General features: G+C 71.3%; 23 protein-coding genes. 15 read left to right on the top strand and 8 right to left on the bottom strand.

Features of this window, described 5'->3' with window-relative positions; translation table 11 throughout:
* Nucleotides 1-65 precede the first annotated feature (65 nt).
* A complete protein-coding gene (locus ACZ4WS_RS43605; RefSeq protein WP_467989126.1) occupies nt 66-299 on the bottom strand; it encodes a hypothetical protein in 234 nt (77 codons plus the stop codon).
* Between the two features lie 171 nt (nt 300-470).
* Between ACZ4WS_RS43605 and ACZ4WS_RS43600 the strand changes: the two genes are divergently transcribed.
* The 3 genes from ACZ4WS_RS43600 (at nt 471) to ACZ4WS_RS43590 (ending at nt 3,565) form a co-directional block, all read left to right on the top strand.
* A complete protein-coding gene (locus ACZ4WS_RS43600; RefSeq protein ID WP_467989125.1) occupies nt 471-1,055 on the top strand; it encodes a peptidase in 585 nt (194 codons plus the stop codon).
* Between the two features lie 178 nt (nt 1,056-1,233).
* Complete coding sequence (locus tag ACZ4WS_RS43595; protein ID WP_467989124.1) at nt 1,234-2,295, top strand: EamA family transporter; 1,062 nt, start codon at nt 1,234-1,236, stop codon at nt 2,293-2,295.
* 235 nt (nt 2,296-2,530) lie between these two features.
* A complete protein-coding gene (locus ACZ4WS_RS43590) occupies nt 2,531-3,565 on the top strand; it encodes a DMT family transporter (protein ID WP_467989122.1) in 1,035 nt (344 codons plus the stop codon).
* Here the strand turns inward: ACZ4WS_RS43590 and ACZ4WS_RS43585 are convergent.
* Nucleotides 3,547-4,236 (bottom strand): pyridoxamine 5'-phosphate oxidase family protein, encoded by a 690-nt coding sequence (locus tag ACZ4WS_RS43585; RefSeq protein WP_467989120.1) that lies wholly within the window; start codon nt 4,234-4,236, stop codon nt 3,547-3,549. The two genes, ACZ4WS_RS43590 and ACZ4WS_RS43585, sit on opposite strands and share 19 nt — an antisense overlap.
* A gap of 35 nt (nt 4,237-4,271) precedes the next feature.
* Between ACZ4WS_RS43585 and ACZ4WS_RS43580 the strand changes: the two genes are divergently transcribed.
* Nucleotides 4,272-5,603 carry an aminotransferase class I/II-fold pyridoxal phosphate-dependent enzyme gene (locus tag ACZ4WS_RS43580; protein ID WP_467989119.1) on the top strand — a complete coding sequence of 444 codons (1,332 nt, stop codon included), beginning with the start codon at nt 4,272-4,274 and terminating at the stop codon, nt 5,601-5,603.
* A 162-nt stretch (nt 5,604-5,765) separates the two neighbouring features.
* Here the strand turns inward: ACZ4WS_RS43580 and ACZ4WS_RS43575 are convergent, their stop codons facing one another.
* The gene (locus ACZ4WS_RS43575) at nt 5,766-6,701 is read right to left on the bottom strand and encodes a DMT family transporter (protein WP_467989117.1); all 936 of its coding nucleotides are present in this window, start codon (nt 6,699-6,701) and stop codon (nt 5,766-5,768) included.
* A 75-nt stretch (nt 6,702-6,776) separates the two neighbouring features.
* Here ACZ4WS_RS43575 and ACZ4WS_RS43570 point away from each other — a divergent pair, with 75 nt between their 5' ends.
* A complete protein-coding gene (locus tag ACZ4WS_RS43570) occupies nt 6,777-7,679 on the top strand; it encodes a LysR family transcriptional regulator (RefSeq protein ID WP_467989115.1) in 903 nt (300 codons plus the stop codon).
* Nucleotides 7,680-7,789: 110 nt separating this feature from the next.
* Here ACZ4WS_RS43570 and ACZ4WS_RS43565 read toward each other — a convergent pair whose 3' ends face one another.
* A complete protein-coding gene (locus tag ACZ4WS_RS43565; protein WP_467989113.1) occupies nt 7,790-8,257 on the bottom strand; it encodes a pyridoxamine 5'-phosphate oxidase family protein in 468 nt (155 codons plus the stop codon).
* A gap of 137 nt (nt 8,258-8,394) precedes the next feature.
* On the opposite strand from ACZ4WS_RS43565, the gene ACZ4WS_RS43560 reads away from it, so the two are divergent.
* Nucleotides 8,395-9,045 carry an isochorismatase family protein gene (locus tag ACZ4WS_RS43560; protein WP_467989111.1) on the top strand — a complete coding sequence of 217 codons (651 nt, stop codon included), beginning with the start codon at nt 8,395-8,397 and terminating at the stop codon, nt 9,043-9,045.
* A gap of 3 nt (nt 9,046-9,048) precedes the next feature.
* On the opposite strand, the gene ACZ4WS_RS43555 is transcribed toward ACZ4WS_RS43560, so the two are convergent.
* Complete coding sequence (locus tag ACZ4WS_RS43555) at nt 9,049-9,489, bottom strand: Rieske (2Fe-2S) protein (RefSeq protein WP_467989109.1); 441 nt, start codon at nt 9,487-9,489, stop codon at nt 9,049-9,051.
* Nucleotides 9,490-9,664: 175 nt separating this feature from the next.
* Here ACZ4WS_RS43555 and ACZ4WS_RS43550 point away from each other — a divergent pair, with 175 nt between their 5' ends.
* From ACZ4WS_RS43550 to ACZ4WS_RS43520, 7 genes are all read left to right on the top strand, one after another.
* Nucleotides 9,665-10,429: a HipA family kinase gene (locus ACZ4WS_RS43550; protein ID WP_467989107.1), complete on the top strand. Its 765-nt coding sequence runs from the start codon at nt 9,665-9,667 to the stop codon at nt 10,427-10,429.
* Nucleotides 10,426-10,809, top strand: coding sequence for a DUF3037 domain-containing protein (locus ACZ4WS_RS43545; RefSeq protein ID WP_467989105.1), 384 nt, complete (start codon nt 10,426-10,428; stop codon nt 10,807-10,809). The genes ACZ4WS_RS43550 and ACZ4WS_RS43545 overlap by 4 nt, the downstream gene beginning before the upstream one ends.
* 159 nt (nt 10,810-10,968) lie before the next feature.
* The gene (fabG, locus tag ACZ4WS_RS43540; RefSeq protein WP_467989104.1) at nt 10,969-11,730 is read left to right on the top strand and encodes a 3-oxoacyl-ACP reductase FabG; all 762 of its coding nucleotides are present in this window, start codon (nt 10,969-10,971) and stop codon (nt 11,728-11,730) included.
* 17 nt (nt 11,731-11,747) lie between these two features.
* Nucleotides 11,748-12,509 (top strand): SDR family oxidoreductase, encoded by a 762-nt coding sequence (locus ACZ4WS_RS43535; RefSeq protein ID WP_467989102.1) that lies wholly within the window; start codon nt 11,748-11,750, stop codon nt 12,507-12,509.
* A 182-nt stretch (nt 12,510-12,691) separates the two neighbouring features.
* Nucleotides 12,692-14,272: an ABC transporter substrate-binding protein gene (locus ACZ4WS_RS43530; RefSeq protein ID WP_467989100.1), complete on the top strand. Its 1,581-nt coding sequence runs from the start codon at nt 12,692-12,694 to the stop codon at nt 14,270-14,272.
* 81 nt (nt 14,273-14,353) lie between these two features.
* On the top strand, nt 14,354-15,037 hold the full coding sequence (locus ACZ4WS_RS43525; RefSeq protein ID WP_467989098.1) for a uracil-DNA glycosylase: 684 nt from the start codon (nt 14,354-14,356) through the stop codon (nt 15,035-15,037).
* Between the two features lie 131 nt (nt 15,038-15,168).
* Entirely contained in the window at nt 15,169-15,732 is a 564-nt protein-coding gene (locus ACZ4WS_RS43520) for a hypothetical protein (protein ID WP_467989096.1), read from the top strand.
* A gap of 55 nt (nt 15,733-15,787) precedes the next feature.
* On the opposite strand, the gene ACZ4WS_RS43515 is transcribed toward ACZ4WS_RS43520, so the two are convergent.
* Together ACZ4WS_RS43515 and ACZ4WS_RS43510 are read right to left on the bottom strand one after the other, a co-directional pair.
* On the bottom strand, nt 15,788-16,249 hold the full coding sequence (locus tag ACZ4WS_RS43515; RefSeq protein ID WP_467989094.1) for a hypothetical protein: 462 nt from the start codon (nt 16,247-16,249) through the stop codon (nt 15,788-15,790).
* Nucleotides 16,250-16,373: 124 nt separating this feature from the next.
* A complete protein-coding gene (locus ACZ4WS_RS43510) occupies nt 16,374-16,832 on the bottom strand; it encodes a DinB family protein (RefSeq protein ID WP_467989092.1) in 459 nt (152 codons plus the stop codon).
* Here ACZ4WS_RS43510 and ACZ4WS_RS43505 point away from each other — a divergent pair.
* Nucleotides 16,738-17,706, top strand: a complete 969-nt coding sequence (locus tag ACZ4WS_RS43505) for an FAD-dependent monooxygenase (RefSeq protein WP_467989090.1) — start codon at nt 16,738-16,740, stop codon at nt 17,704-17,706. The genes ACZ4WS_RS43510 and ACZ4WS_RS43505 overlap by 95 nt on opposite strands.
* A 10-nt stretch (nt 17,707-17,716) precedes the next feature.
* Nucleotides 17,717-18,628 (top strand): Gfo/Idh/MocA family protein, encoded by a 912-nt coding sequence (locus ACZ4WS_RS43500; protein ID WP_467989088.1) that lies wholly within the window; start codon nt 17,717-17,719, stop codon nt 18,626-18,628.
* Here ACZ4WS_RS43500 and lnt read toward each other — a convergent pair.
* A complete protein-coding gene (lnt, locus tag ACZ4WS_RS43495; RefSeq protein ID WP_467989086.1) occupies nt 18,546-20,132 on the bottom strand; it encodes an apolipoprotein N-acyltransferase in 1,587 nt (528 codons plus the stop codon). The two genes, ACZ4WS_RS43500 and lnt, sit on opposite strands and share 83 nt — an antisense overlap.
* Between the last annotated feature and the right edge of the window lie 28 nt (nt 20,133-20,160).

Raw genomic sequence — 20,160 nt, 5'->3', positions numbered from 1 at the left:
CCGGCGCAGCTACGGTGTCGCGGAACGTAGCCGCAGGCCCTGGAACATTCAATACTGATGAACCGTCAGAAATTGTGGAGGAGGCGGTGGGAACAGACGGTCACTGGCGGGTCAGCCCCCCGCCGTATCACCGCCGCGTCGAACAGGTCCCACGCGCGCGGGTGCGCTCCCTCGTCGTGGCAGTGCCATGCCTCCCAGAACAGGTCGGCGAGCAGCGCGTCCTCGGGTGCGTACAGCCGGTACACGTACTGCCTGCCGTCGATCGCCGGCACGGCCACCAGTCGGCACCTGCTCTCCATGTCCCTGACGGACGAGCGCCGGAGCGCTGCAGTTGTGTGCGGGGCGCGAAGCAAGGCGGCGCGTGCCTCAGGGGGAACCAGGGAGAAAACGGCGCGATGTCATCCGTAAGGAGGAGAACCCGCTCATGGATGCCCACCCTGTGTCGGACGCGAAAATGCTGCCCGCCGAGGATGCCCCGGCCCGAGGAGACTGATGGGGTAGGGGTTGTGCCATCCCGTATCCCCCAGCAGTCCGCCGCCGAGAGCGGCCCGAACCGTACGGAACTCGATGCCAGGCTCAGTGCCGAGCTGGCCTCGGTGGTCTCTGGCGCGCGCAGGAGGGCGCTGAGGGACGGGGACCGGCAGATCGACACGGCCCATCTGCTCCACTCGCTGCTGGAGTACGACTCCGAGGTGCGCGCGGTCTTCGACGGCGCGCCGCAGGTCGCCCGGCTGCTCGGCTACCTCGTGCAGCGCAGCATCGGCTACGGACTGCGCTGGCAGAGCACCGTCGAGGACTCGGGCGCCGTACCGATGGTGACCGAGGCGGGCTGGTCCCCGGTCGCGGCCGGCGCCATGGAGGAGGCCTGCGAGCGCGCCGTACTGCGTGGCGACGAGCGGGCCCGCGGTCTCGATCTGCTCGCGGCGGTCGTCGCCGATCCCCAGTCGCGGGCCGTCGAGGTGCTCGGACGCGCGGGTGTCGACGCCCGGGTGCTGCTGCTGCGGATCGAGAGCGGGTTCGAGGAGTACGTGGCCGGGGGCGACGCGGGCTGCTGAGCCCAGGGGTGGGACCGGCCGCTTGGCCCAAGGGCGGGACGGGCTGCTCAGCTCAAGGGAGGGACGCGCAGCCGGGCCCAGGGGGACGCGCAGCCGGGCCCAGAGGCGGGGCGGGCGACGTCCAGTCGTTGAGACAGGTGTCATTGGGGGTGACGCTCATGTCGTCGCCTGTCATCATGTGCCGGTGCATACGTCTCAGGGCAGTCAGGGCAACCGCGGGAGGGGCGTCGGCCTGGGCCTCGCCCTCGCGTCGGCGGTCGCCTTCGGCGGATCGGGTGTCGCGGCGAAGCCGCTGATCGAGGCGGGTCTCGACCCGCTCCACGTGGTGTGGCTGCGGGTCGCGGGCGCCGCGCTGGTGATGCTGCCGCTGGCGGTACGCCACCGTGCCCTGCTGCGCCGCCGCCCCGCGCTGCTCGCCGGGTTCGGACTGCTCGCCGTGGCCGGTGTCCAGGCGTGCTACTTCGCCGCGATCTCGCGCATCCCCGTCGGGGTCGCGCTGCTCGTGGAGTACCTCGCGCCCGCGCTCGTGCTCGGCTGGGTGCGCTTCGTGCAGCGCCGGCCCGTGACGCGCGCCGCGGCGCTCGGGGTCGTCCTCGCGGTCGCGGGACTCGCCTGCGTGGTCGAGGTGTGGTCGGGGCTGAGCTTCGACGTCGTCGGACTGCTGCTCGCGCTGGGCGCCGCCTGCTGCCAGGTCGGCTACTTCGTCCTGTCCGACCAGGGCAGCGACGCGGGCGACGAGGCGCCCGATCCGCTCGGCGTCATCGCGTACGGCCTGCTCATCGGCGCCCTCGTCCTGACCGTCATCGCACGCCCCTGGACCATGGACTGGTCCGTGCTCGGTGGGACGGCGGACATGAACGGGACGTCCGTCCTCGCCTCGCTGCTCCTCGGCTGGATCGTGCTGATCGCGACCGTCGTCGCGTACGTCACCGGAGTCCTCTCCGTGCGCAGGTTCTCCCCGCAGGTCGCGGGCGTCGTGGCCTGTCTCGAAGCGGTCATCGCGACCGTCCTTGCCTGGGTGCTGCTCGGTGAGCACCTCTCGGCGCCACAGATCGTCGGTGGCGCGGTGGTGCTGGTCGGCGCGTTCATCGCGCAGTCCTCGGCGCCGGCAAAGGCTTCCGAGGGTCCGGTCGCCGGGGGCGCGGGTCACCCCAGTACAGAAGACCAGCCCGGTTCAGAAGACCAGCCCGGTCCAGAAGACCCGGAAAGGCAGTTGTCGGCCCGCGGCAGCGCCGCTTAGGGTGTTGATCATGCATTCGGACGCACTCGTTCTTCCGCCTCCGGCCGCCTGAGGCGGGCTCTCCGGAATCCACACCTGGCCCAACCGCCGGGCGGAACGGTGCTGCCCGCAGAAGAAGTCCGAGGACCTTTCCGTACGCCGGTGCGCCGCACTGCGTGCCCTGCACTCCGTGCCCCAGCGCACCGGCCGCGACGTGGTCCTTTCCTGAACTTCTGGGTATCCGCGGAGAGAACACGTGTCGAATGCTGCTTCAGGCCTGCCCGTCGGGCGAGGCATCCTCTATCTGATCGTCGCCGGTGCCGCCTGGGGCACCGCGGGCGCGGCCGCGTCGCTGATCTACCGGGCCAGCGACATGGGGCCGATCGCCCTTTCCTTCTGGCGCTGCGCGGGCGGGCTTGTCCTGCTGCTCGCCGCGCACCTGGCGCGCGGGCGGGTCCGGCCCGCCGTCCGTGAGCCGCTCGGCCGCAAGGCCCTGCGGATCGGCGTCACGGGCTGCGCGCTCGCCGTCTTCCAGACCGCCTACTTCGCCGCCGTCGAAGCGACCGGCCTGGCCGTGGCCACCGTCGTCACGCTCGGCGCCGGCCCCGTGCTCATCGCGCTCGGGGCGCGGCTGACCATGGGGGAGCGGCTCGGGCGCGCCGGGATCGCCGCCGTCGTCGGAGCGCTCGCCGGGCTCGCGGTACTGGTGCTGGGCAGCGGGGGTGCGACGGTGCGCCCCTTGGGTGTCGCGCTCGCGGTCGTGTCCGCGGGCGGCTACTCCGCGATGACGCTGCTCACCCGGTGGTGGGGACGCGACGGCGGGACCGACGCCTCCGGTACGACCGTCTGGGCCTTCGCGGTGACCACCGCCTGTCTGCTGCCGCTCGGCCTGAGCGAGGGGCTCGTCCCGCACACCGCCGAACCCGCCCATGTCCTGGGTCTGTTGGCGTACATCGCCGCGATCCCCACGGCCCTGGCTTACGCCCTGTACTTCGCGGGTGCCGCCGCCGTCCGCTCCGCGACCGTCTCCGTGATCATGCTCCTGGAGCCGGTGAGTGCCGCCGCACTGGCCGTCGGGCTGCTCGGCGAGCGGCTCACCGCGGCGACGCTCGCGGGCACCTTGCTGATGCTGGGCTCAGTCGCGGGCCTTGCGGTGGCGGAGGCGCGCGGGGCCGGGGCCGACACCGCCGCGGGACCCCAGGACGAACGGGTGCTCGTCCGATCGGGGCGGGCGAGGCGCGTGATCGCCTCGCCCGCGCGCCGCGAGCGGCATCACAAGGTCGTCAGGTAGTCGGGGAGCTCGATGCCGGGGGCCAGGTCGTCGGCCGGGATCGGGGCGCCGTACCCCTTGGCCAGCGGGAGGACGCCGGTCCAGTGGGGGAGTGAGAGGTCCTCGGGCTCGTCGTTCGGGCCGCCGGTGCGGAGCTTCGCGGAGACCTCGTTCAGGTCGAGGCGGATCACGGCGGTGGCGGCCAGTTCCTTGGCGTTGGCGGGCCGGGAGTCGTACGAGCGGCCGGGTACGACGTGGTCGACGAGCGCGTCCAGGGCTTCCCGCTTCTCCTCCGGGTCCGTCACCTGGTGGGCGATGCCGTGCACCACCACGGAGCGGTAGTTGATCGAGTGGTGGAAGGCGGACCGGGCAAGGACCAGGCCGTCGACATGGGTGACGGTCAGGCACACCGGCAGTCCGGGATCGGCCTGGCCGGTCATCCGCAACGGGCGCGAGCCCGTCGAGCCGTGCACATAGAGGCGCTCGCCGACGCGTCCGTACAGCGTGGGCAGGACGACCGGGGCGCCGTCGCGGACGAAGCCGAGGTGGCAGACGTACCCCTCGTCGAGTATCGCGTGCACCTGCTCGTGGTCGTACGCGGCGCGTTCCTTGGAACGGGTGGGGACGGTGCGGTCGGTCGGGGTGTAGGCGGCGGGCTGCGTCGTCCCGGGCTCGGTGCTCGTCTCCGGCATTGTGTTCTCCATTGCACTAGTGCATAATCTGCTTTGTGCTAGGAGAATATCGGATCGAAGGGCGTCGCGCAGCTGACATCGCCGCGAGCGTCGAGCGTGCGGTGGGGGCAGGAGACCTCCAGCCCGGTCAACTGCTTCCGCCGATGCGGGAGTTGGCCGCGCAGCTCGGGGTGAATCCGAATACCGTCGCGGCCGCCTATCGCACGCTGCGCGAGCGCGGGGTCATCGAGACCGCGGGCCGCCGGGGCAGCCGCGTCCGCTCCAAACCCGCCACGACGGGACGCGAATACTTCCGGGTCGAGGTGCCGGACGGCGTGCGGGACCTGGCCGACGGCAACCCCGATCGCGCGCTGCTGCCCAGCCTCGCCGGGGCGTTCGCGGCGGCCGCCGAGCGGTCGGACCGTGAGCCCGCGATGTACGGGGAGGCCGGCGTCGCACCGGAGCTGGCGCGGCTCGCGCGCGCCGACCTCGACGCGGACGGTGTGCCGGACGGGCCCGTCGTCGTGACCTCCGGATCGCTCGACGCCATCGAGCGTGTGCTGGTGGCCCATCTCAAGCCCGGGGACGCCGTCGCCGTCGAGGATCCCGGCTGGGGCAGCCTGCTCGATCTCACCCCGGCGCTCGGGCTGCGCACAGTGGGCGTCCGCGTCGATGACGAGGGCCCCCATCCCGATGACGTGCGGCGTGCGCTGGAGGACGGAGCGCGGGCCCTGGTCGTCACGGACCGGGCGCAGAACCCGACCGGCGCCGCCGTGAGCGCCACGCGCGCGCGTGCCCTGCGGTCCGTACTCAAGGCCTACCCGCAGACCCTGCTCATCGAGGACGACCACGGGCACCGGATCGTCGACCTCCCCCTGCATCCCCTGGCCGGGGTGACGCGCCATTGGGCTTTCGTGCGCTCCGTCGCCAAGGCCTACGGTCCCGACCTGCGGCTCGCCGTCCTCACCGGGGACCACGTGACCGTCGACCGGGTGCACGGGCGGCAGCAGCTCGGGCCCGGCTGGGTGAGCCGGCTGCTCCAGTGGGCCGTCGTGCATCTGTGGACCTCCGGCGCGGTGGACGTCAAGGCCGTGGCGGCCGCGTACGGGCGGCGCCGGGACGCGCTGATCGACGCGCTCGGGGGACGCGGCATCGAGGCGTACGGGCGCAGCGGAATGAACGTCTGGATCCCCGTCCCCGACGAGACCGGGGCGGTCGCCCGGCTGCTGCACTCCGGCTGGGCGGTCGCGCCCGGGGCCCGCTTCCGGATGAGCGCGCCGCCGGGTATCCGGATCACCGTCTCGACCCTCGCGCCGGACGACATCGAGCCGCTGGCGGACGCCGTCGCGTCCGCCGTCGGCCACGCGCCCGCGCGCCGTTACGTGTGAGGCGGGGCCAGTACGCCGATACGTGTGAGGCGGCCGGTACGCCGCTACATGTGAGGCGGCCGGTACGCCGCTACATGTGAGGCGGCCCGTACGCCCTGACGTGTGAGGCGGCCCATGTCGCGTTACGCGTGAGTCGTCCCCTCCGCCGTGACGCGTCGCGAGTCAGCGGCGTGCCCTGGCCTGAGTGAGTGCCGCGCCTGCCAGGACGATCACCGCACCAACCGGTGTCGACCAGGTCAGCGACTCGCCGAGGATCGCGACGCCCGCCGCGGTGGCGATGACCGGAATGAAGTACGTGACCATCTGGGCCGTCGTCGGGCCGACCTCGGCGACCAGGCCGTACTGGATGAGGACGGCGAGGCCGGTGCCGAGGGCGCCCAGGGCGGCTATGGCGAGCAGCGGGACGAGCGGGAAGTGGCTCGGCAGTGTGGTGAACAGCGGGGTGATCAGGGCCAGTTGGGCCGTCGCCAGTAGCAGCTGCGCGCCGGTCATCGACAGGTGCGAGTGGCTGGAGCCGGCCAGAGTGCGGCGGACGTAGATCCAGCCGATCGGGTAGCTCAGCGAGGCCATGAGGGCCATCGCCGTGCCCGTGGCGTCCAGGCCGTGGAAGCCCTGCCAGGCGCCGAGCACCGTCAGCACGCCCAGGAACCCGATGCCGAGACCGGCGACCCTGCGCCGGGTCGGCCGGTCCTCGGAGAGGGCGACCAGGGACAGGGCCATGCCCCACAGCGGCGAGGTCGCGTTGCAGATGCCCGCCAGCGTGGACGGGATCGTCAGCTCGGAGTAGGCGAAGAGCGAGAACGGCAGGGCGTTCAGCAGGAAGGCCGCGACCGCGAGATGACCCCAGGTCCGCACCCCGCGCGGCAGTCGCTCCCGCTTCACCGCCATCGCCGCCGCGAGCACCGCGGTCCCGAACAGCAGCCGCCCGAGGGTGACTTGGAACGGCGCGTAGCCCTCCGTGCCGACCTTGATGAGCAGGAAGCTGAAGCCCCAGATCAGGGAGAGCACGCCGAAGCGGATCCGCCAGTCGAGGGCGGTGCGGCGGCGCGGGGTCGTGTCGGTCTCGGTGACGGTGCGAGGAGTGGCGACGGTGCTCATGGACCCAACGATGAGGCACAACGATCTCGTAGCACAAGCGAGATTTCTCGGCCAGTATCTCGTAGCATTGCTTACATGTTGAATCTGGAGCGCCTGCGCACCCTCGACGCCCTCGCCCGGCACGGCTCGGTCAGCGGTGCGGCCGACGGGCTGCACGTCACCACCTCGGCCGTCTCCCAGCAGATGTCCAAGCTGGAGCGCGAGGTGGGGCAGCAGCTGCTCGCCAAGAACGGCCGGGGGGTGCGGCTCACCGACGCCGGGCGGCTGCTCGCCGAGCATGCCGCGCGCATCCTGTCCCAGGTCGAGCTCGCGCAGTCCGACCTGGAGGCGCAGCGCGGTCAGGTCGTAGGCGAGCTGCGGCTTTCGGCGTTCCCGACCGCCGCGCGCGGGCTGTTCCCCGCCGCGCTCTCCGCTCTCCGCGCCGACCACCCCGGGCTGCGGGTGCGCTCCTGCGAGCTGGAGCCGGAGGCCGGGGTGGCCGGGGTGATGCGGGGCGATCTCGACCTGGCGGTCGTGCTCGACTGGTACAACAAGCCGATGCCACTGCCCGACGGCCTGGTCAAGGCGGCGATCCTCGACGACCCGGCCGAAGTGGCGATGCCGGCCGGACACCGGCTCGCGGACCGCGCCGAGGTGGACCTCAGCGACTTCGCCGACGACGAGTGGATCACGTGGGCCGAGGGCGAGTTCTGCCACGAGTGGCTGATGTACACGCTGCGCTCCAAGGGCGTCGAGCCGCACATCGGGCATCGGGCGGCGGAGACGCACACCCAGCTCGGGCTGGTCGCGGCGGGGCTCGGCGTGTGCGTGGCTCCGCTGCTCGGGCGTCATCCGATGCCCGAGGGGGTCGTCACCGTCCCGGTGCGGCAGCGCGTACGGCGGCATGTCTACGTCGTGTGGCGGGCCGATGCCGACCGCCGCCCGTCGATCAGGGCGGCGGTGGACGCGCTGCGCAGGGCAGGGGAAGCCGTCGTGTGAGGTGCGGCGAGGCCGCTGCCCCGGAAGTCCTCCTTGAACTCCAGCGAGGCGAGCTTCAGGAAGTGTCCCCCGACCTAAAGCGAGGCGAGCTTCCGGACGTTTCCCCCGAACTAAAGCGAAGCGAGCTTCCGGAAGTCCCACGAAGCGATCGCCTCCGGCGTCAGCCGCATCCACGCGTGCCTGCCGTCGTGCGGCATCTCGTCGATGCCGAAGTTCTTGTGGGCGAACAGGCGCTCCACCTCGGTCAGTTCGGGGCACGGCTCGCCCGTACGCGGCACTTCGCCGACGAACTCGACGGTGCCGGACAGCTCGACGCCCCGCAGTTCGCCGTACTCCTCGCCGGTGTCGACAACCACGGCGACGCGCGGATCACGGCGCAGATCGGCCCAGCGCTTGCTGCGGGTGATCGAGTACAGCCACAGCGAGCCGCCGTCCCAGGCGAACCAGAGGGTGCTGACATGAGGGGCGCCGTCCGCCGACACCGTCGCCACGCGGCAGGTGCGCTGGCTGGTGAGGAACTCGTCCAGTTCACCGGGTGTCATCATGATCCTTCGGCCCCGGCGTTGCGTGACGGCCATGTGGTCTCCTCTTCTCGGATGAGCACGTCAGCCCCTGCGGCACTGACGCCGAGCCAGAGAAGCATGGGACGTCTTCCGTCCTCACGCAATGGTCGTTAGTCTCGCCCGCTCCGATTCGCCCGCGACCAGGGGGAGCCATGCCGTCGTACGAACAGCTCAGTGAACTTCTCGACCCCGCGACCACGGTGCTGCTCACCGTCGAGTGCCAGCAGGGTGTCGTGGGACAGGACAGCGCACTGCCCGAACTCGCCAAGGAGGCACGGTCGTCGGGGGCGCTCGCCCGTGTGGCCCGACTGGTGGCCGCCGCTCACGAGAGCGGGGTGCAGGTGATCCACGCGATAGCCGAGCGACGCCCGGACGGCCGGGGCGCCAACCGCAACGCCCGGCTGTTCCGCGCGGCGGAGCGGCTGCCAGTGCAGCAGCTGACGGGGACCACGGCCGTGCGGATCGCGCCGCCCATCGAGGTCGCCGAGGAGGACATCGTCGTACGCCGTCTGCACGGCCTCTCGCCCATCGCGGGCACCGACGTCGACGCGCTGCTGCGCAATCTGGGCTGCCGCACCCTCGTCGTGACCGGCGTCTCGGCCAACGTGGCCATCCCCAACGCCGTGTTCGACGCCGTGAACCGCGGCTACACCGCTGTCGTGCCCGCGGACGCCATCGCGGGGGTGCCCTCCGACTACACCCCCGCGATGATCCGCAACACGCTCGCCCTGGTCGCCACGGTCGCGACCACGGACGAGGTGCTGGCCTGTTTCAAGCGAGTGCGCCGGGCGGGACGCGGATGACGGTCAGACCAGCTTGATCTCGTCCCCGGCCACGGTGATCTTCTTCGCGGGCAGCGGCTGTGGCGCGGGCCCCTTCTTCACACTGCCGTCCTCCACGGAGAACTCGCTGTGGTGGCACGGGCAGGTGATGACGCCGTTGGTGATGCCCGTCACCGGACAGCCCAGGTGCGTGCACTTGGAGGAGAAGGCCTTGAAGGTGCCCGCCGTCGGCTGGGTGACCACCAGGCCCCCGTGGTCCGTGAAGATCTTGCCACCGCCCTCGGGGATGTCGGAGGTCTTGGCGAGTACGGTGCCGCCGGCGTCTCCCTGCGCGGTGGAGGAGCCGGACGCCTTGTCGTCATTCCCGCACGCGCTCAGTGCGGCGGCGAGCCCCGCCGCGCCGACCGCTGCCATGACAGTGCGGCGGGCCGGTGACGGAACGGGGTGAAGCGATTCGCTGGACATGCCGACTTTCCCTTCAACGGAAGTCATGTTGATCCGCACAGGAGTACGGCCCGGTCGCGGAGGCTGTTCAGGGTGTGTGGCTTCTCGTGGCTTCGTGACCCAAACGAGATCGATGCGTTGTCTGCCGCTCACGGGCCGCGTCCGGCGGCCCGCAACTCCCCAGTAGCCTGGGGCGATGCTCAAGGAAGTCATCGCGACCCGCTACATCACGCCCCTGCGTGAGGGCGGCTCGCTGCCGGGGCTCGTCGAGGCCGACGATCTCGGGACGTACGTCATGAAGTTCACCGGCGCCGGACAGGGGCGCAAGACGCTCGTCGCGGAGGTCGTCTGCGGTGAACTCGCCCGTCGGCTGGGCCTGCGCGTGCCCGGGCTGGTGACCATCGGACTCGACCCGGTCATGGGGCTCGGCGAACCGGACCAGGAGGTCCAGGAGCTGCTCAAGTCGAGCGGTGGGCTGAACCTCGGAATGGACTTCCTCTCCCGCGCGCTCGGCTTCGACTCGCTCGCTCACCGGGTGAGCCCCGAGGAGGCCGGGCGGGTCGTCTGGTTCGACGCGCTCGTCAACAACGTCGACCGCTCCTGGCGCAACCCCAACATGCTGGTGTGGCACGGCGACCTGTGGCTCATCGACCACGGCGCCACGATGATCTGGCACCACCACTGGCCCGGCGCGCAGGCCTCCGCCGCCAAGCCGTACGACGTCGCGGACCACGCGCTCGCGCCGTTCGGGCCGGACATCGCCTCGGCCGCCGCCGAGCTGGCGCCCCTGGTCACCGAGGAACTGCTCGCCGAGGTGACCGCCGAGATCCCCGACGAGTGGCTGGTGGACGAGCCCGGCTTCGACTCCACCGACGCACTGCGCCGCGCCTACGCGGAGCCGCTGCTGGCGCGTGCCGCCGTCATCCACGAGCGCATCAAGGGCTTCGAGGGGGAGAAGTGAGCGAGCGGGACGTCTTCGAGTACGCGCTGCTGCGCGTGGTGCCGCGGGTCGAACGCGGCGAGTGCTTCAACGCGGGCGTGCTGGTGTACTGCCGCGCCAAGTCCTTCGTCGCGGCTCGTACGCATCTGGACGAGACCAAGCTGCGGGCGCTGGATCCGGAGGCCGACGTGGCGGGCGTACTGGCCGCGCTGCGCGCCGTCGAGGGGGTCTGTGCCGGAGGGGCGGCGGCCGGTCAGGCGGCGCGCGACGACGCGGGGCGGCGCTTTCGCTGGCTGATCGCGCCGCGCTCTACGGTGGTCCAGCCGGGGCCCGTGCACACGGGGCTGACCGCGGATCCGGCTGCCGAGGCGGAGCGGTTGCTCGAGCTGCTGGTCAGGTAATGGATCACACGCGCCCGGTGTGCCGTTGACACCGAGTGCCAGGGCTTCTAGCGTCACGTCTACTGAAGGTACTAAGCGGTCGCTCACCCGAGGGGCGTACCGTGTGAGCCGCAGGGCATGTCAGGCCGCAGGGCTTTTCAAGGGCGAGGAGAACCAGCAATGTCCACCACTGAGCAGCGCGTCGCCGTAGTCACCGGTGCCGCGCGCGGCATCGGCGCCGCGACCGCCGTACGACTGGCCGCGGAGGGCCGCGCCGTCGCGGTGATCGACCTCGACGAGGCCGCGTGCAAGGACACCGTGGAGAAGATCACCGCCGCCGGTGGCAAGGCCATCGCGGTCGGCTGTGACGTCTCCGACGAGGCCCAGGTCGAGGCCGCGGTCGCGCGGATCGCCGAGGAGCTCGGTGGGCCGACCATCCTGGTGAACAACGCGGGCGTGCTCCGCGACAACCTGCTGTTCAAGATGAGCGCGTCCGACTGGGACACGGTCATGAACGTGCACCTGCGCGGCGCCTTCCTGATGGCGAAGGCCTGCCAGAAGCACATGGTGGACGCCAAGTTCGGCCGGATCGTCAACCTCTCCTCGTCCTCGGCGCTGGGCAACCGCGGCCAGGCCAACTACTCCACCGCCAAGGCCGGTCTCCAGGGCCTCACCAAGACACTCGCGATCGAGCTCGGCAAGTTCGGTGTCACCGCCAACGCCGTCGCGCCCGGCTTCATCGTCACCGACATGACGGCAGCCACCGCCGCACGCGTCGGCATGGACTTCGAGGACTTCCAGGCCGCGGCCGCCACCCAGATCCCCGTGCAGCGCGTCGGCAACCCCGACGACATCGCCAACGCCATCGCCTTCTTCACCGGCGAGGCGGCCGGATTCGTCTCCGGCCAGGTGCTGTATGTGGCCGGCGGACCGCTCAACTGAAGCCGGGAGGCACGGACATGACCACACTTCCCGAACTCTCCGGCAAGGTCGCGCTCATCACGGGCGCGAGCCGCGGCATCGGCTACGGCGTCGCCGAGGCGCTTCTCGCCCGCGGTGACCGCCTGTGCATCACGGGCCGCAACGAGGACGCCCTCAAGGAGGCCGTCGAGGCGCTCGGCGCCGACCGCGTCATCGGCGTCGCGGGCAAGGCGCACGACGAGGCCCACCAGGCCGTCGCCGTCGAGCGCACCATGGAAGCCTTCGGGCGCGTCGACTACCTGGTCAACAACGCCGGTACGAACCCGGTGTTCGGGCCGATCGCCGAGCTGGACCTCAATGTGGCGCGCAAGGTCTTCGAGACCAACGTCGTCTCCGCGCTCGGCTTCGCCCAGCAGACCTGGAAGGCCTGGCAGAGCGAGAACGGCGGCGCGATCGTCAACATCGCGTCCGTCGCGGGCCTCGCCCCCTCGCCGTTCATCGGCGCGTACGGCATCAGCAAGGCCGCGATGATCAACCTGACGGTCCAGCTGGCGCACGAGTTCGCGCCCAAGGTGCGGGTCAACGCGATCGCGCCCGCCGTCGTGAAGACCAAGTTCGCGGCCGCCCTGTACGAGGGCCGCGAGGCGGAGGCGGCCGCCGCCTACCCGCTCGGCCGGCTCGGCGTGCCCTCCGACATCGGAGGCGCCGCCGCGTTCCTCACCTCGCAGCAGTCGGACTGGGTCACCGGTCAGACGCTCGTGGTCGACGGCGGCATGTTCCTCAACGCCGGAGTCGAATAACCGCGGTTTTGTCCGGTGTTGACAATAACTACGGTGGCGTCGACCGACAACGGGTCCATAGAGGCCTGACAACGTAGTCACATACGTGCTGATCAAGTGCCCTGCCGGGAAGACGGTTCCCCCGGCAGGGCACTGCGGTATGGTCTGCCGACCCTTGGTACGGCAGATCGAGGAGTGTGCGCGTGTTCAACCGGAACCGATGTCTGCGGCAGCTGGCGGCGATCGCGTCCATAACCCTGGTGGCCGGGTGTGGCGTTTTCTCCTCGGGATCGTCCGACGACAAGGGACCGATCGTCGTGGGTACCACCAGTGCGCCGAGCACACTGGATCCGGCCGCCTCCTGGGACGGCTCCTGGGAGCTGTTCCGCAACATCTACCAGACGCTGCTCAGCTACCCCAACGGCGCGGTCGAGCCGCAGCCCGACGCGGCTCAGAGCTGCAAGTTCACGGACGCCTCGTATCGCCTGTACCGCTGTGTGCTGCGCCCGGACATGAAGTTCTCCGACGGGGACACGCTCGATGCGCGGGCCGTCAAGTACTCGATCGACCGGATCGGGAAGATCGACGTACCCGGCGGCCCCGCGGGCCTGCTCGGAAGCCTCGACCGGGTCCAGGCGCTGGGCGACCGCGAGATCGTCTTCCACCTCAACAAGCCGGACGCCACCTTCCCGTTCGTCCTGGCCACGCCCGCCATGTCGATCGTCGACCCCGACGACTACCCCGCCGGTGCCCTCCGCAAGGACGGCAAGGTCTTTGGCTCCGGGCCGTACAGCCTGCAGTCCTACGAGGAGGGCAAGAAGGCCGAACTCGTCAGGAACGACCACTACGACGGCTTCGCCCAGCGCAAGAACGACGCGGTCACCATCCGCTACTTCCAGGACTCGGGCCAGATGGTCGACGCCCTCAGGGAAAAGAAGATCGACGTCACCTTCCGCGGCTTGGCGGCCTCGGACATCGTCTCCCTCAAGGGGCGTGAATCCCAGGACGGGATCCAGCTCCTCGAAGGCGCGGGCACCGAAATCAGCTACCTGGTGTTCAACCCGAAGGACCCGTGGGCCAGAAAACTCGCGGTCCGCAAGGCGATCGCCCAGGTCGTCGACCGGGCGGCGATCGCGCACAAGGTCTACAAGGACACCGTCGACCCGCTGTACTCCATGGTCCCCGCGGGCCTGACCGGGCACACCACCGGCTTTTTCGACGACTACGGGGACCCCAGTTCCTCCAAGGCCCGGAAGATCCTCCTGGACGCGGGCATCAATGAGCGCGTCCCGCTCACCCTCTGGTACACGACCGACCGCTACGGCTCCGAGACCGCTCCGGAGTTCCGGGAGCTCAAGAGCCAGCTCGAAGGCTCCGGCCTGTTCAGCGTCACCCTGAACGGCCGCCCCTGGAAGACGTACGAAGCGGGCTACCGCAAGGGCGAGTACCCGGTGTTCGGGCGCGGCTGGTTCCCCGACTTCCCGGACGCCGAGAACTTCATCGCGCCCTTCGTGGGCGAACAGAACGCCCTCGGTACGCCGTACCCGGCGCCGCAGATCACCAGCAACCTGCTGCCCGAGTCGCGCCGCGAGAGCGACCGCGGAGCCGTGGTCAAGGAGTTCGAGGAGGCTCAGCAGATCCTCGTCGACGACGCCCGGCTGCTGCCGCTGTGGCAGGGCAAGCAGTACGTCGCCGCGAGCGAGGACATCTCGGGCGGCGAGCGGTCCCTGGACCCCTCGACGATCATGACGATGTGGGAGTTGCACCGCAAGACCAGCTGGTAGCGCGGGGGGCCGGGGCCGATTGTCAGTGGGCGGCGGTAGGTTCTGTGGTCTGGAAGTGACCGCACATCGGAGGAAGTTGACGTGACCGATATCGCCATGCTGCCCGAGTCCTGGCGCGGCGTCCTGGGCGAGGAGCTGCAGCAGCCCTACTTCAAGGAGCTCACCGAGTTCGTCGAGGAGGAGCGTGCGAAGGGTCCCGTCTACCCTCCGCGGGAGGAGGTCTTCGCCGCGCTCGACGCGACGCCGTACGAGCGGGTGAAGGTCCTGATCCTCGGTCAGGACCCGTACCACGGCGAGGGCCAGGGGCACGGCCTGTGCTTCTCCGTCCGCCCGGGCGTGAAGACCCCGCCTTCCCTGCGCAACATCTACAAGGAGATGAAGGAGGAGCTGGGCACCCCGATCCCGGACAACGGCTATCTGATGCCGTGGGCCGAGCAGGGCGTGCTGCTGCTCAACGCGGTGCTGACCGTGCGCTCCGGTGAGGCCAACTCGCACAAGGGCAAGGGCTGGGAGAAGTTCACGGACGCGGTGATCCGCGCCGTCGCCGACCGGCCCGACCCGGCGGTCTTCGTCCTGTGGGGCAACTACGCGCAGAAGAAGCTCCCGCTGATCGACGAGGAGCGGCACGTGGTGGTGAAGGGGGCGCACCCCTCGCCGCTGTCCGCGAAGAAGTTCTTCGGCTCGCGTCCGTTCACGCAGATCAACGAGGCGGTGGCCCGGCAGGGCCACGAGGCGATCGACTGGCAGATTCCCGACCTGGGCTGACACCTCGGACACCGCAGCCGCTCGGCCGGACCGTCACCGGCCTGGCCCAGCGGCGTACGGGGGCGCCTGAGCGTGATTGTCAGTGGCTGCCGTTAGCGTCGTGGGGGACAGTGACGAGCCTGGAGGACGCGGTGGCGGAGCAACAGGAACAGGCGGCGCCGGACGCCATGATGACCCGGATCGGACAGGTCGTCATGCTGCACCACGGCGGTGACCGCGAGGAGGCTCGGGGCCGCTTCCTGGACCTGTGGGCGGAGATCGGCGAGGACGGCGACCCGCTGCACCGCTGCACGCTGGCGCACTACATGGCCGACACACAGGACGATCCTTCGGACGAACTGGCCTGGGACCTAAGGGCGTTGTCGGCCGCCGAGGAGCTCGGCGACGGGCGGGTCGCCGAGCACCACCAGTCCCTCGCGGCCCGCGCGTTCTACCCCTCGCTACACCTGAATCTGGCCGCCGACTATGTGAAGCTCGGCCGCTCCGAGGCCGCCCGCAGCCATCTGCGCCGGGCTCGCGGCGCGGCCGGCGCCCTCGGGGACGACAGTTACGGGGACGGCGTCCGGGCGGCGATCGGCCGCCTGGAGCTGAGACTCGACGGGGACGGCGACGGGGTTTCGGGGGAGAGCGGCGGGCCCGGTCCCTTCGGTGGGTCCGGCGGGGAGACGCTGGGGCCGCCGAGACAGCGGCCCTAGGACTCCGGGCCGGAGTCCGGGTTGCGGCGCCGTGCCCGCCGTGCCGCCGTGCACGTCAACGCCCGTACGTCCCCTGGCAGATGACCGCCTCCGGGCTGTCCGACTTCCAGCCGCCGTACTTCCTGCCGAGGGCACACACGCCCGGGGTCTTCGGCACCTCGGGGGAAACGGGTGGGCCGGCGACGCGGGGCTTGTGCCGCCGTGGCTCGGGATGCGGGGCGGGGTCGGGGCGGTGCTCCGTGGTCGCCGGTGGTGCGACGGGGGTCGGAGGGGCCGCCCGGTGGGGTGCCGCCGCGCTCGGCGAGGGCTTCCGGGACGGCCCGATGAGCTCCAGGGCCTCCCGTGCCGGCGCCTGCACGACCTGCGGCTCGGCCTTGCCGTCCGGACGCGGCGCGGAGGGCGGGGACGGTGCGGGCGGTGGGCCGGAAGTGGGCGTTCGCTGGACGGTCACACACCCGGAAAGGGCGGTGACAGCCACGGTGACCAGGAGCGTTGCGGTCGTCGTCGTTCGATGCACCCGGGCAACTCTGCTGTGTCCGGCCCTCTTTGGGGAGCGGACAAGCGAAGGATGCCCCCCACGGGTGATCCTTCCGCTCCTCCGGAGGGCGCCGACGCCCGCAAGGTGACCCGGCACCGACGCGTCACTCGCCGGTGGCGCCGTCGATCCGCTCCCGGATCAGATCCGCGTGACCGACGTGACGCGCGTACTCCTTGATCATGTGGGTGTAGATCCAGCGGAGGCTGATCGGGTCGCTGGTGAACCTGCTCTCGCCCGCGCAGGCATCGTCCAGGGCGAAGCGCGCCGCATTGCGCTGGGCGAACCCGATCTCCGTCTGCCAGGTGCCGTACGCCTCGTGCCAGGTGTCCTTCTCCGTCGGATGGAAATCCCCGTCCGGGTCCTCGGCGCTGGAGTAGATCGGTCCCGCCTCGTCGCCCTCCAGGACCTTGCGGAACCAGCCTCGCTCCACCTCCGCCATGTGCCGTACGAGACCGAGCAGGGACAGCGTGGAGGGCGGCACCGAGGCGGTCCTGAGCTGCGCGGCCGCCCTCGCCGACCGCTTCGGCGGCCCGCTCGTGGTCCTGCACCGGGCCGCGCTCATCGACCGGCTGGTCGCCCGGCTCCCGGAGGGCGCCGTGCGGACGGCGGCCGCGGCGACCCTGGTCGGCCCCGGCGATGTCGCGCGCCCCGCCCGGGTCCGCACGCCGGGGGGCGACCTGGAGGCCGAGCTGGTCGTCGGAGCCGACGGCATCCACTCCGGCGTACGGCGCACGCTCTTCCCGGAGCACCCGGGACCCGTGTACTCCGGCTTCACCACCTGGCGGATCGTCATCCCGGCGCGGGGCCTGACGTTCGCCGCGCACGAGACCTGGGGACGGGGCCGGATCTGGGGAACGCAGCCGCTCAAGGACGGCAGGATCTACGCGTACGGCGCCGCCCTGGCCCCCGCCGGGGAGCGGGCCCCCGACGACGAGAAGCGGGAGCTCCTGCGGCGGTTCGGCGACTGGCACGATCCGATCCCGACGCTGATCGACGCGGCGGGCCCCACGGACGTACTGCGCCACGACGTCCACCACATCGCCGAGCCCCTGCCCGCCTTCCACCGGGGCCGGGTCGCCCTGCTCGGCGACGCCGCGCACGCGATGCCGCCGACCCTCGGGCAGGGCGGCAACCAGGCCATCGAGGACGCGATCGTGCTCGCCCGGCACGCCGACCCCGAGGCGCCCGACCTGGCCGCGTACACGGCGGACCGCAAGCCCCGTACGACCGCCATCGCCCGGAAGGCCGTGCAGCTGGCCCGGGTCAACATGATGAGCAACCGCGTCGGCATCGCCGTACGCAACACCGCGATCGCCGCGCTGTCCAAGGCGGGGCCCGCGCTCCTGCTGCGCAGCTTCGACGGCATTGCCGACTGGCGGCCGCCGCAACAGCCGTATGCTTCCGACGAGGTCAAAAACCCGGAGCGCACCCCGTGAGGAGACCCCTGTGAAGGTCGGCTGCATCGGACTCGGTGACATCGCGCAGAAGGCGTATCTGCCGGTGCTCGGCGTTCAGCCGGGGGTCGAGCTGCATCTGCAGACGCGGACGCCCGGGACGCTCGCCCGGGTCGGCGACAGCCTGCACCTGCCGGAGGGGCAACGGCACATTGAACTGTCGGAGCTCCTTGCCCAGGATCTCGACGCGGCGTTCGTACACGCGGCCACCGTCGCGCACCCGGAGATCGTCGGGCGTCTGCTGGAGGCGGGCGTACCGACGTACGTCGACAAGCCGCTCGCGTACGAACTCGCCGACTCCGAGCGGCTGGTGCGGCTCGCCGAGGAGCGCGACGTCAGTCTCGCCGTCGGGTTCAACCGGCGTTACGCGCCCGGGTACGCGCAGTGCGTCGAGCATCCCCGTGAGCTGATCCTGATGCAGAAGAACCGCATAGGGCTGCCCGAGGCGACGCGCACGATGGTCCTTGACGACTTCATCCATGTCGTGGACACCCTGCGGTTCCTGGTGCCGGGGCCGGTCGACGACGTGACGGTGCGGGCCCGCGTCGAGGACGGGCTGTTGCACCACATCGTGCTGCAGCTCGCCGGGGAGGGCTTCACGGCGATCGGCGTGATGAACCGGCTGAGCGGCTCGGCGGAGGAGGTCCTCGAGGTCTCGGGTCAGGACACCAAGCGCCAGGTGCTCAACCTCGCCGAGGTGATCGACCACAAGGGGCAGCCGACCGTGCGGCGGCGCGGAGACTGGGTGCCGGTGGCCCGGCAGCGCGGTATCGAGCAGGCGGTGCTCGCCTTCCTCGACGCGGTGCGCGCGGGCAAGGTGCTCAGCGCCCGGGACGCGCTGGCGACTCATGAGCTCTGCGAGCGGGTGGTACGTGCGGTGCAGGAGCGGTCCGCCGCAGCCTGAACGCGCGGGCGCCCTCCGTCGCGCACAGCGCCGCCAGCACCAGCAGGGCCGCGTGCACCGGCCAGTCGCCGAACCGGACGTACGGCGTGACACCCCGGGCCAGCGGCACCTCGTACACCATCGACCTGCTCGCGTCCGTGCCGAGCCAGGAGCCGAGGCGCTCGCCGCTCGGGCCGTAGGCGGCGGAGACGCCGGTCAGCGTCGCGTGCACCATGGGGCGGCCGGTCTCGGCGGCCCGCAGCGCGGCGAGCGAGGCGTGCTGCTCGGGCGCCCAGCTGTGCTGGAAGGTCGACGTCGACGACTGCGCGAGGAGCACCTCGGCGCCGTCCTGGGCGAGATGGCGGCTCATGTCGGGGAAGGCGGACTCGAAGCAGACCATCGGGCCGACGCGCAGCCCGTGCCCGACGTTCATCACCACCTGCTCGTCGCCGCGCCTGCGGTCCTCGCCCGCCGCCTTGCCCACCGAGGTCGCCCAGCCGAGGAGGGAGCGCGCGGGTATGTACTCCCCGAAGGGGACGAGCCGCATCTTGTCGTAGCGGTCGCCGGTCGGGCCCTGCGGTCCCACCAGGACCGAACTCTTGTAGATGCCGGGCCGGTCGGAGCGGCGCGCGTCGACGTTCACCAGGATGTCGGCGCCGGTGAGGCGGGACAGTACGGCGATCCGGTGCGCCAGGTCGGGCCGGTCGGCCAGGTCGAAGCCGACGCTGCTCTCGCCCCAGACGACCAGGTCGACGTCCTGCCCGGCGAGCTTGCGGGTGAGGGCCTCCTCGCGGGTGAACCTCTGGTCGCCGGTGCCGGTGCCGTCGACGACACCGGGCTGTACGACGGCGATCCGGACCCGGCCGTCCAGGTCGGGCCGCGGTGACCACACCCAGGCCGCCGAGGTCGCGGCGGCCGTCGCGACCAGTCCGGCCACGGCGGGCATACGGGACTGGCGCACCGAGACCAGCACGGCGACCGCGACGTTGACCGTCACCACCAGGAAGCTGAGCAGCCACACCCCACCTACCGAGGCCAGCCGCAGCGCGGGCTCCACCTGCCACTGGCTGGAGCCGAGCAGACCCCACGGCCCGCCCAAACCCTGCCAGGACCGGGTCAGTTCGACCATCAGCCAGCCGGACGGCAGCACCACGAGCGCGGCCCCGATCTGCCCCGGCGAGGGCACGCCGGAGAGGAACCGGCGTACGAGCCAGCCCCAGGGGGCCCACAGCGCACCGAGCAGTGCCGCTATGACCACCGTGAACACATGCAGGCTCGGCAGCAGCCAATGGTGCACGGCCAGCATGAAACCCAGCCCGCCGAGCCAGCCGTCGTACGCGGCCCGCTTCGCCGTCGGGGCTGACCGGGCCAGCAGGATCCAGGGCACGAGGGCGACGTACGCGAACCACCACCAGGACGGGGCGGGGAAGGCGAACACGGGCAGCGCGCCCGCCAGCGCGACGACGATGCCGCGCCGCCAAGGGGAGTCGAGCCAGTGGTCGGGCCAACGGTCGGGCCTCTTCATACAGCGCCTCCCACCCCGGTGCGTATCT

This window comes from Streptomyces sp. NPDC029292, from assembly GCF_055569295.1.
Note: the sequence above shows the minus strand (reverse complement) of the source record. Positions and strands in the feature narration are given on the sequence as shown.